Here is a 12,601-nt window from a genome sequence, read left to right as displayed (position 1 = left end):
ACCCATCCGTCGGGCATGCCGGTCCGTGCGGCCGAACGTTCGCGGCGTCGCGCGCCGCTCAGACGAGTCGGTGCTCGAACGCGTACGCCGTGGCGGCGGCGCGACTCGAGAGGTCCAGCTTCGTGAAGATGTTGCTGAGGTGACGGGCCACGGTCTTCTCGCTGAGCACCAGCTGCGACGCGATCGCCCGGTTCGTCATGCCAGTCGCGACCAGGCGCAGCACCTCGACCTCCCGGGAGCTGAGGGGCCCCGCCCGCCCCGCGACGTCGGAGCGTCCGAGCTCTGCGGCGGCCTCCGCGGCCGCGGGCGCCGCGTCGAGCGCGGCGAACGCCGCGTGCGCCTGCTCGAACTCGTCGATCGCGGCTTCGTCGTCGCCGAGCGCACGGCGGGCCCGGCCCATCAGGAGGCGGCATCGCGCGACCTCGTACGGGGCGCCGAGCGCGCGCCATCCGTCCCGCGCCGCACGCAGGCGGTGGAACGCGACGGCCGGCTCCCCTTCCGCCAGACGCACCTCACCGTCCGCGAACGCGGCGACGGCCTCGAGCATCGCGGAGCCGCGGCGTTCCGCGAGCGATCCCAGCTCGTCGGCGAGCCGCCGCGCCGCCGGGAGGTCCCCCGCGCCGACCTCGATGTCGACCGCCGCCGGGATGAGGTGGCACCGGGTGGCCGCGTCCGCGGACGCGATGCCGTCACGGATGAGGGTCTGCGCGAGCCCGGTCCGCCCCTGGGCGAGGCGCAGCAGTGCCAGCCCCGGTTGCGGGTCCCATCCGGAGTCGCCCGCCCGCCGGTACTGCTCCTCGGCGGCGTCGAACCGGCCGCGGAGTCGCAGCACCTCGGCCTGCTGGTAGGGCGCGCCGAACGCCGCGCCGTGGTCGCCGGCGGCCAGCCGCTCGTCGGCCGCTCCGGCGGCCTCGAGTGCCTCGTCCCACGCTCCGTGCAGGCGGAAGAGCTCCGCCCGGTGCGCCTGGCATTGGCCGGTGAACGCGACGAGCGCCTGCTGGGCGCGGCACCAGCGGTCCAGTGCGCGGGTCCACTCGATCGCACGTCGGAGTTCGAACGACAGGTGGCAGAGCCCGATGACCGCGCAGTAGACGATTCCCGAGGGGATGGGTCCGACCTCCCCGGCGGTGACGCCGACCATCGCCTCGTCGAACAGTCGGAAGCCGCCCTCGCCGTCGCCCGCCATGACCTTCGCCTGGCCGGTGCCGAGTGCGGCGAGCGCGAACAGGTCCGCGTCCCGGCGGTCCTGCTCGGCGATCGCGAGCGCCTCGGCGAAGAGCCGCCCGCCGGCCTCGACGTCGCCGGAGTACAGGGCGCCGAGCGCCTCGGGGATCAGCACGAATCCCGTCACCGACTCGGGCTGGTCGAGTCGGTCGGACAGCCGGCGTGCCCGCGCGTGCCATCCCGCCGCCTGCGCACGGTCCCCGGCGTTGAGGGCCTGCAGGCTGATCCACACGGCGCAGCGGATGGCGGCCGGCACGTCGCCTGCCGCGAGGAACCCCTCGTGCGCACGGGTCCGCGCGATGATCGACTCCCCCTCGCGGCCGACCAGCTCGAGCGCATCCGCCTGCCGCACCAGGTCGGCGGGCTCGGGTTCGGGCCCCGCGACGCCGGCATCGCCGAACGCGTCCACGGCATCCGACCATCGACGCTCTGCGACGGCGGTGCGCGCACGTTCGAGTTCGGTCGGCGTCCCCATTCGGTCGCTCCAGCGGATGGCGCGGGCCGACGCGCCTCGCCCGTCCGCCGGACCGTCCCTCCGATCGCGACGCTACGCCGGTCGTCCGGTGCCCGCAAGGCTGGGTCCCGTTGGCGCGCTCGACGCCTCGTCCCCGTGGAGCGGGACTCGGTCGTCGGCCGCCGCCCGTGCCGGAACGGGGGGCACGAGGCGCGTGGCGAGGTATCGCGCGTCGCGCCCCACGCCGAGGAGCGTGCCGGAGCCCACCGAGTAGAGCTGGTGCTGGCCGAGCAGGAACAGCCCGGGCGTCCCGGTCACGACGCCGCGGACGTGCTCGGGCCGTCCTCCTCCTTCGAACCCGGGCAGGTCCACCCACGCGTGGTCCTCGTCGTATCCGGTGCACCAGATGACGTTCGCGACGTCGACGGCGGTCTCGCCGACGACGGGCATCCCGTCCTCCACTCCGGTCGTCCGCGGCACGAACCTCACTCCCGCTCCCGCGAGGTCGCGACGGCGCACGCGGATCAGCGGCTCCGCCTTCCCCCTCATGCGACGCAGGACGGATCGGCCCAGTGCCGTGCGCTCGGTCGCGACGTGCAGGCCGAGCATGCGGACCACGGGCAGCGCGAACCGCGCCGCGGCCGGGCCGTGACGGAAGGGGAGCTCCCCCGTGGGTGCACCGGAGATCCAGGTCTCGTGCGTCCGCGCGGTCTCGAGCGCGATCTCCGACGCCGAGTTGCCGAATCCGACCACGAGCACCCGGCCGGCGGCGAGCTGCCGGGGGTTGCGATAGTCGGCCGAGTGCAGGCTCACCACGTGCGGAGCGATCCGCGCGGCGAACGCGGGCAGGCGCGGCACCTGGAACGGGCCCGTGGCGATGACGACGTTCGCGGCGGTGTACCCGCGACCGTCGCGGGTGGTGAGCACGTAGCGGTCGCCCGAACGGACGAGGCGGTCGACCCGCTCGCCGGTTCGCACGGGCAGCTGCTGCGCGACGGCGTAGCGCTCGAGGTAGTCGGCGAACTCGTCCTTGGTGGGGAAGGCGAGACGGTCCCGCCCGACCGGCAGGCCGGGCAGCGCGTCGTACTTCGCCGGCGTGTTCAGCCGAAGGGAGTCCCAGCGGCGGCGCCATGCATCGCCGATGCGGTCGGCTGCGTCGAGGATGACGAAGTCGCGGCCGCGCACGGCGAGCTCGTGTCCCATCGTCAGACCGGCCTGCCCGCCGCCGACGACGACCGTGTCGTGTTCCTCGATCGGCTGGTGGTGCGCCGAGGGTCCGTGCCCCGACGCGTCCGTGACATCCATGCGCTCCTTCGCTTCCCGGGCCGTCATGGCGGTCCCTCGCGACCGACGGTAGGCGGGCAGCGCGTTCCGCCGCGTCGGGCGATCGGCGCATCCGGGCGAGCGGTCATGGGTGATTCTGCCCAGGAGACCGCGCCGTGCCGTCGGCCGACCCCTGAGAGTGCGGGGCTGCTGGACGGATGTCAACGCCTACCGTACGGCGGGCGGGACGCGTTGACTGGATGCCGGATCGATCACCGGGCGTGCCCGGGCCTTCGGACCCGCCGGAGGTGCGATCCCCGACCGAAGGGCGGTGCAGGCCGATGGCCGACGGCGACGTGGAGACGCTCTCCAAGCGAGGGCAGTGGGTCAACCGGGTGGTTGGCGACCCCGAACGCTCGCAGAGCTTCCGCACGAAGGAGGAGGCCGTCGAGGCCGGCCGCGAGCTCGCGGCACGCAGCGGCACACGGCACACGGTGGTCGACGCGGAGGAGACCGGGGCCATCACCGACGAGGCAGAGGAGGCGGACGCATGAGCGACCGACGAGAGGACTTCCTGGACGACCGGGAACAGTGGCAGGAGACCGCCACCAACGATGCGGTCGCGGGCGAGACGGTGCTGCCCGGCCCCGGTGACGGCAACGACGGCCCGACCGGCGGAGCGACCCGCGAGCAGGAGCCGCAGTACGCCGAGAACGACCTCGCCGGCGAGGAGATCGACCTCGACGACGAGCCCGACTCGGGCCGCTGAACGGCCCGATCAGACGACGAAGGGCCCGCCGGCGAACCGGCGGACCCTTCGTACGAGAGCGGACTCAGATGGCGTTGACGTCGAGCGGGATGCCCGGGCCGAACGTGGTCGAGACCGCGCCCTTCTGGATGTAGCGGCCCTTGGCGCTCGACGGCTTGAGGCGCACGACCTCCTCGAGGGCGGCCTTGAGGTTCTCGTCGAGCTGGTCCTGGGAGAACGAGGCCTTGCCGACGACGAAGTGCACGTTGGCGTGCTTGTCGACGCGGAACTCGATCTTGCCGCCCTTGATGTCTTCCACGGCCTTGGCCGGGTTGGGGGTCACGGTGCCGGTCTTGGGGTTCGGCATGAGGCCGCGCGGACCGAGGACCTTGCCGAGACGACCGACCTGGCCCATGAGCTCGGGCGTGGCGACGGCCGCGTCGAACGCGGTGTAGCCGCCGGCGACCTTCTCGATGAGCTCGGCGCCGCCGACCTCGTCGGCGCCTGCGGCGATCGCGGCCTCGGCGGCGGGGCCGGTCGCGAACACGATGACGCGAGCGGTCTTGCCGGTGCCGTGCGGGAGGATGACGGTGCCGCGCACCATCTGGTCGGCCTTGCGGGGGTCGACGCCGAGCTTCAGCGCGACCTCGACGGTCGAGTCGAACTTCGCCGAGCCGGTCTCCTTCGCGAGCGCGACGGCGTCGGTCGGGGTGTAGTACTTGCCGGCCTCGATCTTCTCGGCCGCGGCCCGGTAGGCCTTGGACTTCTGTGCCATGTTGGTTCTCCTTGCGAGAGTGTGGTCATCGCGCCTGGCGGGCGCTGCCACGGATGAGAGTTCTGCGGTGTCGGATGCCGCGTGGCATCCGCTGGTCTCGGTACGCTCCGGCTCGGCCGGTGCGCACTCGACCACCAGGGCCTTATTCGACCGTGATGCCCATCGAGCGGGCGGTGCCCGCGATGATCTTCGACGCGGCGTCGATGTCGTTGGCGTTGAGGTCGACCATCTTCGCCTCGGCGATCTCGCGGACCTGGTCCTGCGAGATCTTGCCCACCTTGGTGGTGTGCGGGACGCCCGAGCCCTTGGCGACGCCGGCGGCCTTCTTGATGAGCTCGGCGGCGGGCGGGGTCTTCAGGACGAAGGTGAAGGAGCGGTCCTCGTAGACGGTGATCTCGACGGGGATGACGTTGCCGCGCTGCGACTCGGTCGCGGCGTTGTACGCCTTGCAGAACTCCATGATGTTGACGCCGTGCTGACCCAGCGCCGGACCGATCGGCGGGGCGGGGTTGGCGGCGCCGGCCTTGATCTGAAGCTTGATCAGACCAGTGACCTTCTTCTTCGGTGCCATGATTTCTCTCTTCCTGTTCGAACGCCCGACCGAATCGATCGGGGCACTCTCCCGCAGGTCCCGGCGGATCCGGGTTGCGGTGGCGGTTGGGTGCTCGCGAAAAGCACACAACCCTCCGAGTATACCGGAGGGTTGAGTGCGTGGAGTTCGTCTAGAGCTTGGTGACCTGGTCGAAGCTGAGCTCGACCGGCGTCTCGCGCTCGAAGAGCGAGACGAGCACCGTGAGCTTGCCGCTCTCGGGCTTGATCTCGTTGATCGTGCCGGGCAGGCCCGCGAACGAGCCGTCCTTGATCGTGATCGTCTCGCCGATCTCGAAGTCGACCTCAGCCGGGATGGCGCGGGCGGCACCGGCGGCGGCGCCGGCCTTCGCGCCGCGGGCGGGCGCGACGTCCTTGATCTCGACGAGGCTCTTCAGCATGTTGAAGGCCTCCTCGAAGCGGAGCGGCGTCGGGTTGTGCGCGTTGCCCACGAAGCCCGTGACGCCCGGAGTGTGGCGGATGACCGACCAGCTCTCCTCGTTGAGGTCCATGCGGACGAGCACGTAGCCGGGCACGCGCACGCGCGTGACCATCTTGCGCTGGCCGTTCTTGATCTCGACCACGTCCTCCATGGGCACCTCGACCTGGTGGATGTGGTCGGCCATGGCCATGGTCTCTCGGCGCTGCTCGATGTTCGCCTTCACGCGGCGCTCGAAGCCCGCGTACGAGTGCACGACGTACCACTTGCCCGGGAGGAAGCGGAGCTCATTGCGGAACGCCTCGTACGGGTCGTGCTCCTCATCCTCTTCGGTGACGGCCTCGAACGCGGCCTCGGCCTCGTCGACGGAGTCGATGTCGAGTGCGTCGTCGACGACGGCGTCGGCCTCGGGGTCGGACGCCTCGGCGAGCGAGTCGAGGACGGCGTCGAGGTCGATGTCGTTGCCCTCGTCGTCGACGATGTGGACGGCTCGGTGCTCGGCCGGCTCGACCGAGTCCTCGTCGTGCTCCTGCGTGGCGCCTTCCTGGATCTCCTCGACCTCGGACGACTGCTCAGCAGCGGTGGCCCAGTCGACGTCCTCGCGCTCGTTCCTCGTCACTGTTCCTCAATCCTTCTCTTGCCGAAACCGCGGAGGGTCCGCGGCGGGTGCGGGCCGACGGCCCGATCAGACCCCCGGCGTTCCGAAGACGTACAGGACCAGCAGACCGAACAGCTGGTCCATCCCCCAGACGATCGCCATCATGATGACCACGAATACCAGGACCACCGCGGTGAAGCTGAAGAGCTCCCTGCGGGTGGGCGTGACGACCTTCTTCAGTTCGCCGAAGACCTGCCGGATGAACAGGGCGATCCTGGCGAAGGGGTTGCGCCGTGCCGCGCGCTCGCGCTTGGCATTGGCGACGACGTCCTCGCTGGGCTCGTCGAGTACTTTCCGGGCCACCTCGTACACCTTTCATGGGCCGGCCATCGCCGGCCGGCTCGCAGGGCGGACAGGACTCGAACCTGCAACCTGCGGTTTTGGAGACCGCTGCTCTACCAATTGAGCCACCGCCCTATGCGACCCGGCTGGCCGGATCACAGGGTCGAAGCCGGCCGCCGCGCGCCGCCGCTCGGGTGTTCCACCCGTTCGAAGGCGCGATCGATCTTGGCTGACTCCAACAACCTCACCAAGTGTATGCGACGCCGGATGGTGCGCCAAACCGGCCCGGGCTGGACGGAATCGCGTGGGACGAATGTCCCACGCCGGGCATACGGGGCGGGCGTACCGTGGCCGAAGAGCGGCCGGGACGTCGCATCCGCGAGACGACGCCGCGGGAGAGGAGCGCACCACATGAGCGATGTCCGTGTGACCGGCTGGGTGGGCTGGGGCTGGTTCGCCGGCACCATCCTGATCATCGCGGGAGCCATCGATGCGATCTACGGCCTGATCGCGATCTTCCTGCCCGAGAACTCCTACTTCGTGGTGACGAGCGGCACGCTGTTCCTGCTCGACGTCCAGGGCTGGGGCTGGTGGCACCTCCTGATCGGTGCGGCGCTGATCCTCGTGGCGCTCGCGCTCTTCACGGGTGCGACCTGGGCACGCGTCGTCGCGGTGATCCTCGCCTCGCTGAACGCGGTCGGCCACATCTTCCTGCTGCCGACGCAGCCGTGGTGGTCGCTCCTCGTGATCGCGCTCGACGTGTTCGTGATCTACGCGCTGACGGTGCACGGCAAGGAGCTCAAGATCAGGGAAGCCTGATGCGAGGCGCGCCCGTGGGGGCGGGCGCCGGCGCCGCGGCCTGGGGAACCGCCGCGGCGCCCTTCTGCGCCCGCGGCGCGGAGTCGTCCCGATCCGGACGATCCGTCCGGGCGACGGCGGATGTCGCGACCGGAGCCGCTGACACGCGGGGACCCCGCGTCCTAGGCTGGAGCCCGTGACCGATCAGCGCCGTCTCTCCGCCCGCATCTCCGCCATCGCCGAGTCCGCGACCCTGAAGGTCGACGCCAAGGCGAAGGCCCTTCAGGCCGAGGGCCGCCCGGTGATCTCGTACGCGGCGGGCGAGCCCGACTTCCCGACGCCCGAGCACATCGTCGAGGCCGCGCTGAAGGCGGTCGCCGACCCGAAGAACCACCGCTACACGCCCGCGGCGGGCCTGCCCGAGCTGCGCGAGGCCGTCGCCGCGAAGACGCTCCGCGATTCCGGCCTCGAGGTGGGCGCCGGGCAGGTGGTCGTCACGAACGGCGGCAAGCAGGCGGTCTACCAGGCGTTCCAGGTGCTGCTCGACGACGGCGACGAGGTGCTCGTGCCCACGCCGTATTGGACCACGTACCCCGAGGCGATCAAGCTCGCGGGCGGTCGCCAGGTCGACGTCTTCGCGGGCAGCGACCAGGGCTACCTCGTCACGGTCGAGCAGCTCGAGGCCGCGCGCACCGAGCGCACCCGCGCGCTGCTGTTCGTCTCGCCGTCGAACCCGACCGGGGCGGTGTACCCGCCCGAGCAGGTGAAGGCGATCGGCGAGTGGGCGCTCGAGCACGGCATCTGGGTGATCTCCGACGAGATCTACCAGAACCTCACGTACGCCGACGACCCCGAGGCCGCACCGCCGCGCGCGCTGTCGATCGTCGAGGCGGTGCCGGGCCTCGCCGAGCAGGCCGTCCTCGTGAACGGCGTCGCGAAGACCTATGCGATGACCGGATGGCGCCTCGGGTGGATGGTGGGCCCGGCCGACGTCATCAAGGGCGCCGCGAACCTGCAGTCGCACCTCTCCTCGAACGTGTCGAACATCTCCCAGCGCGCCGCGATCGCCGCACTGACCGGTCCGCAGGACACGGTCGAGGAGATGCGTCGCGCCTTCGACCGCCGCCGGCGCACGATCGTCGCCGAGCTGTCGAAGATCGACGGCCTGTCCGTGCCCGTGCCGCAGGGCGCGTTCTACGTGTACCCGGATGTCTCGGGGCTGCTCGGTCGCGAGTGGGGCGGCGTGACGCCGACCTCGTCGCTCGAGCTCGCCGACCTGATGCTCGAGCAGGCCGACGTCGCCGCCGTGCCCGGCGAGGCGTTCGGACCGAGCGGGTTCCTTCGGTTCAGCTACGCCCTCGGAGACGCGCCCCTGCTCGAGGGCGTGCAGCGCCTGCAGCGCCTGTTCGCCTGACCGGATCCATCCGCATGGATCGCGCCGCGCGCCGCGTACACGAACCGCGAAGCAGCGCCGACGTCATCGGCGAGCACTCCCAGTTCCGCCTCGACCTCGAGCGAATCCGCTTCTCGCCGTACTTCTCGCGGTTGTCGGCGGTGACGCAGGTGATCGCCCAGCCGGGAGCGGGGCCGCTCATCCACAATCGGCTCACGCACTCGATCAAGGTCACCGCGGTCGCCCGTGCCATCGCGGTCGCGATGACCGATGCCTCGTCGCCGGCGCGCGACCTCGCGCTCGAGCACGGCTGCGACGCCGTGGTCGTGCAGGCCGCCGCGAGCGCGCACGACCTCGGCCACCCGCCGTTCGGACACCTCGGCGAGCGCGTGCTCGACCGGCTGGCCCGCGAGACCCTCGGGCTCTCCGACGGCTTCGAGGGCAACGCGCAGAGCTACCGCATCATCGCCACGCTCGACGTGAGCGAGGTGGCGCCGCGCGGACTCAACCTCACCGCCGCCGTGCGCACCGCGGTCGCGAAGTACCCGTGGACCCGGTATCTCGAGGTCGACCAGCTGGGCGAGGGTCCGCTGCCGCGCGGCCTGCGGCGCACGGCCGACGGCGTGGACGTGCCGAAGTACTCGGCCTACGGCATCGATGCGGCCGACCTGGTCGACGCGCGTCGGGGCCATCCGCCGCTGCGCCAGTCGCTCGAGTGCTCGATCATGGACATCGCCGATGACATCGCGTACTCGATCCACGACGTCGACGACTTCTACCGGGCGGGTCTGCTCAGCCAGGGTGCGGTCGCACGGGAGTTCCGCGGGTGGATCGAGTCCGGTGGCGAGCTCGCCGACCTCGCCGACGAGGCGCTCGCCCGGCGCACCGCGCCGCCCGGCAGCGCGCTCGAGGCCCTCCGGCGGAAGCTGCACGCGAGCGACCCGTGGATCGCCTCCGACGACGCGTTCGGCGAGGCGGTCGGCGTCGTCGCCGACGACCTCGTCGACGGCCTGCTCGCGAGCCCGTTCGACGGCTCCATCGCCTCCGAGCGCGCGCTGTCGTCGTTCACGAATCGATGGATCACCCACCTGCAGTCCTCGGTCGTGCCCACGCCCGACGGCGTCATCCGGGCCGGACTGGTCACGCTCGACGTGCTCGCCTGGCACGAGGTCGAGATCCTGAAGTTCGTGCACCGGCACTTCATCCTCGACCGGTCCGACATCGTCATGTACCAGCGCGGGCTCAGCCGCGTGCTCACCCGCGCGGTGAAGGGCCTCACCGCGTGGATCCGCGACGAGGACGATCGCGAGCGGGTGCCCCAGCGCCTCCGCGAGCTGGTGGAGATCGCGACCGACGGATACGCGCGGCTTCGCTCCGAGGCACCCGACGGGGTGCCGGTCCCCGAGCCCTCTGAGGTGGCGCGCCTCGGCGTCGGCCGCGGGGTCATGGACTACGTCGCGTCGCTCTCCGACGACCAGGCGCTGGCGGTCTCGGAGGCGATCGACGGTCGCCCCGACCGACTCTGGGACATCGGCCAGAACCTCTAGGTCCGCAACGCGGCACGCGCGTCACGGGTGATGCCGTCGGCGATCGCGTCGAGCAGCGGCGAGCCGAGGTTCCACTGCTGCCAGTACAGCGGCACGTCAATCGGCGGGCCGCCGAGCGCGACGAGCTCACCGCGCGCGAGCTCGTCGTCGGACTGGAACCCGGGCAGGAGCCCCCATCCCAGCCCGAGCTTGACCGCGGTCGCGAAGTCGTTCGACGCCGGGACGTAGTGCCGGGGCGGCTCCGCGCCATCCGCCCCGAGGCGCCGAAGGTACTCGGCCTGCAGGTCGTCGCGACGGTCGAAGTCGACGCGCGGCGCGTCGGCCAGCGCCGCGGCATCCGCCCCGCCTGGACACCACCGCTCGACCCACTCCGGCGTCGCGACCGCGGTGTAGCGCATGACGCCCAGCGGGCGCACGACGCAGCCCGCGACGGGGGTCGACCGCGAGGTGACCGCCCCCATGACCGCGCCCGACTCGAGGAGGCCGGCGGTGAAGTCCTGGTCGTCGCGATGCAGGTCGAACACGACGGCGTGCTGCGCAGCGATCCGCGCGAGCGCGGGCAGGAACCACGTGCCGAGCGAGTCGGCGTTGACGGCGAGCGGCACGGTGGTCGGGCGCGCGGATGGCGCGTCGTCGCCGCCGAACGCGGCGAGCGCGTCGTGCTCGAGCAGCGCGAGCTGGCGTGCGAGCCGCACCACGGCGGCGCCGGCTTCGGTGACTCGCACCGGCTTGGATCGTACGACGAGCACCCGGCCGAGCCGATGCTCGAGTTGCTTCACGCGCTGCGAGACCGCCGACGGCGTGACGTTGAGTCGGCTCGCGGCGACCTCGAACGTCTCGGAGTCGACGACCGCGGCGAGGGTGCGGGCGAGGTCGAGCGGGATTTCCATGAAGCAATGCTAATCGGGATGAAGAATCCTGAGCTGGCTTTCATCACTGCGAGTCCGTACCGTCGGACTCATGGACTTCAGCGTGCTCGTCGCCGGCCTCGGCCTGGGCTTCTCGCTCATCGTCGCCATCGGCGCGCAGAACGTGTTCGTGCTGCGGCAGGGCATCCGGCGCGAGCACGTGCTCCTCGTGGCCGCCATCTGCGCGGTCTCCGACGCGGTGCTCATCGCCGCGGGCGTGGGCGGCATGGGCGCGGCACTCAACGCAGCCCCCTGGCTCATCGGCGTCGCTCGGTGGGCCGGCGCCGCGTTCCTCATGGGATACGCGTTCCTCGCCGCGCGCCGGGCGCTCCGCGGGACCGAGACGGGTCTGGTGGTGGACGACGATGCCTCCGGGCAAGCGGCGGCGGCGCCTTCCGAGGATCGAGGAGCACCGACGGCGAGAACCGAGACCCTGACGGCGCAGCGGGTTTCGGTGCGCCGCTCGCGGGCGACTCGACCGGCCGGACCGGTGCTGCCCGTCGTGCTGACGTGCCTCGCGCTCACGTGGCTGAACCCGCACGTGTACCTCGACACCGTCGTCCTGCTCGGCTCGGTCGGCGCGACGTACGGCGACCAGCGCTGGATCTTCGCCGCCGGCGCCATGCTCGCGAGCGTCGTCTGGTTCTTCTCGCTCGCGTACGGCGCTCGGCTGCTGGGTCGCGTGCTCGCGAGCCCCCGCGCGTGGCGCATCCTCGACGGCATCATCGCCGCCGTGATGCTCGTGATCGCCGTGTCGCTCGTGCTGCCCGCCTGACGATGCCGTGGCGGCGCGACCCGCACGGGACGATACTGAGGGCATGGCAGGGGTGGGCCGGATCGGGATCGCGCTCGGAGCCGTGGCCGCCGCCGCGGCGGCGATCACGGCGGTGCGGCGCGCCTCGCTGCGATGGGGCACGTCCGGCGACGAGACGACGCGACCTCTCCCGGGCGACGAGCTGCTCGAGACGGCCGACCTGCAGTCGACCAGGGCGATCTCCATCGACGCGCCGCGTTCGACGGTCTGGCCCTGGATCGCGCAGCTCGGGCAGAACCGCGGCGGCCTGTACACCTACGACTGGCTCGAGAACCTCCTCGGCTGCGACATCCACAGTGCCGAGGAGCTCATGCCCGAGCTGCGCATCCGCGGCGTCGGGGAGGCCGTGAACCTGCATCCGAAGGTGGCGCTCGACGTCGCCGCCTTCGACGAGGGCGACCACCTCGTCCTCCGTGGCGGCGTCGGCCCCGACGGAACCTCGCAGGGTGCGCCGTACGACTTCACGTGGGCTTTCGTGCTCGTCGACGAACCGGGCGATCGGACCCGTCTCGTCGTGCGCGAACGCTACGCCTACCTCGAACCGTGGGCCGCCGCCCTCGTCGAGCCGGTCGAGCTCGTCAGCTTCCTCATGTCGCAGCGCATGCTCCGCGGCATCCGCGACCGGGCGGAGCGCGTGAAGGCCGCGGAGTGAACGGGCGCCCGCAGAGTGGGTTGCGCACGCCGGCACCGCCCGTGCTAGCGTGTGCGTC

The 12,601-nt window shown here is 71.7% G+C and carries 14 protein-coding genes and 1 tRNA gene; 7 read left to right on the top strand and 8 right to left on the bottom strand.

Features of this window, described 5'->3' with window-relative positions:
* Window positions 1–58: 58 nt before the first annotated feature.
* On the bottom strand, window positions 59–1,699 hold the full coding sequence (locus ACZ4TW_RS08030) for a LuxR C-terminal-related transcriptional regulator (protein ID WP_465541832.1): 1,641 nt from the start codon (window positions 1,697–1,699) through the stop codon (window positions 59–61).
* Window positions 1,700–1,771: 72 nt separating this feature from the next.
* Window positions 1,772–2,983: a flavin-containing monooxygenase gene (locus ACZ4TW_RS08025; protein WP_465541830.1), complete on the bottom strand. Its 1,212-nt coding sequence runs from the start codon at window positions 2,981–2,983 to the stop codon at window positions 1,772–1,774.
* Between the two features lie 299 nt (window positions 2,984–3,282).
* Between ACZ4TW_RS08025 and ACZ4TW_RS08020 the strand changes: the two genes are divergently transcribed.
* Both ACZ4TW_RS08020 and ACZ4TW_RS08015 read left to right on the top strand, forming a co-directional pair.
* Entirely contained in the window at window positions 3,283–3,495 is a 213-nt protein-coding gene (locus ACZ4TW_RS08020; RefSeq protein WP_465541828.1) for a DUF2188 domain-containing protein, read from the top strand.
* Window positions 3,492–3,710 carry a hypothetical protein gene (locus ACZ4TW_RS08015; protein ID WP_465541826.1) on the top strand — a complete coding sequence of 73 codons (219 nt, stop codon included), beginning with the start codon at window positions 3,492–3,494 and terminating at the stop codon, window positions 3,708–3,710. Before ACZ4TW_RS08020 ends, ACZ4TW_RS08015 begins: the two co-directional genes overlap by 4 nt.
* Before the next feature lie 64 nt (window positions 3,711–3,774).
* On the opposite strand, the gene rplA is transcribed toward ACZ4TW_RS08015, so the two are convergent.
* From rplA to ACZ4TW_RS07990, 5 genes are all read right to left on the bottom strand, one after another.
* Window positions 3,775–4,464 carry a 50S ribosomal protein L1 gene (gene rplA / locus ACZ4TW_RS08010; RefSeq protein WP_465541824.1) on the bottom strand — a complete coding sequence of 230 codons (690 nt, stop codon included), beginning with the start codon at window positions 4,462–4,464 and terminating at the stop codon, window positions 3,775–3,777.
* A gap of 142 nt (window positions 4,465–4,606) precedes the next feature.
* The gene (gene rplK, locus ACZ4TW_RS08005) at window positions 4,607–5,035 is read right to left on the bottom strand and encodes a 50S ribosomal protein L11 (RefSeq protein ID WP_465541822.1); all 429 of its coding nucleotides are present in this window, start codon (window positions 5,033–5,035) and stop codon (window positions 4,607–4,609) included.
* 151 nt (window positions 5,036–5,186) lie between these two features.
* Window positions 5,187–6,110, bottom strand: a complete 924-nt coding sequence (gene nusG / locus ACZ4TW_RS08000; protein WP_465541820.1) for a transcription termination/antitermination protein NusG — start codon at window positions 6,108–6,110, stop codon at window positions 5,187–5,189.
* A 66-nt stretch (window positions 6,111–6,176) separates the two neighbouring features.
* Complete coding sequence (gene secE / locus ACZ4TW_RS07995) at window positions 6,177–6,452, bottom strand: preprotein translocase subunit SecE (protein ID WP_465541818.1); 276 nt, start codon at window positions 6,450–6,452, stop codon at window positions 6,177–6,179.
* 41 nt (window positions 6,453–6,493) lie between these two features.
* A tRNA-Trp gene (locus ACZ4TW_RS07990) sits at window positions 6,494–6,566 on the bottom strand.
* Between the two features lie 276 nt (window positions 6,567–6,842).
* Here ACZ4TW_RS07990 and ACZ4TW_RS07985 point away from each other — a divergent pair.
* The 3 genes from ACZ4TW_RS07985 to dgt all read left to right on the top strand — a co-directional run bounded on the left by ACZ4TW_RS07985 (window position 6,843) and on the right by dgt (window position 10,169).
* On the top strand, window positions 6,843–7,250 hold the full coding sequence (locus ACZ4TW_RS07985) for a DUF7144 family membrane protein (RefSeq protein ID WP_465541816.1): 408 nt from the start codon (window positions 6,843–6,845) through the stop codon (window positions 7,248–7,250).
* A gap of 175 nt (window positions 7,251–7,425) precedes the next feature.
* On the top strand, window positions 7,426–8,643 hold the full coding sequence (locus tag ACZ4TW_RS07980; protein ID WP_465541814.1) for a pyridoxal phosphate-dependent aminotransferase: 1,218 nt from the start codon (window positions 7,426–7,428) through the stop codon (window positions 8,641–8,643).
* A 14-nt stretch (window positions 8,644–8,657) separates the two neighbouring features.
* Complete coding sequence (gene dgt, locus ACZ4TW_RS07975) at window positions 8,658–10,169, top strand: dGTP triphosphohydrolase (protein ID WP_465541812.1); 1,512 nt, start codon at window positions 8,658–8,660, stop codon at window positions 10,167–10,169.
* Here dgt and ACZ4TW_RS07970 read toward each other — a convergent pair.
* Window positions 10,166–11,059, bottom strand: coding sequence for a LysR family transcriptional regulator ArgP (locus tag ACZ4TW_RS07970; RefSeq protein WP_465541810.1), 894 nt, complete (start codon window positions 11,057–11,059; stop codon window positions 10,166–10,168). The genes dgt and ACZ4TW_RS07970 overlap by 4 nt on opposite strands.
* Window positions 11,060–11,129: 70 nt before the next feature.
* Between ACZ4TW_RS07970 and lysE the strand changes: the two genes are divergently transcribed.
* Window positions 11,130–11,852, top strand: coding sequence for an L-lysine exporter (lysE, locus tag ACZ4TW_RS07965; RefSeq protein ID WP_465541809.1), 723 nt, complete (start codon window positions 11,130–11,132; stop codon window positions 11,850–11,852).
* Between the two features lie 43 nt (window positions 11,853–11,895).
* Window positions 11,896–12,543, top strand: coding sequence for an SRPBCC family protein (locus ACZ4TW_RS07960; protein ID WP_465541807.1), 648 nt, complete (start codon window positions 11,896–11,898; stop codon window positions 12,541–12,543).
* Window positions 12,544–12,601: the final 58 nt, after the last annotated feature.

This window comes from Agromyces sp. NPDC029043, assembly GCF_055564615.1.
The sequence above is the reverse complement of the archived record's forward strand: the minus strand, read 5'-3'. Positions and strand labels throughout refer to the sequence as shown.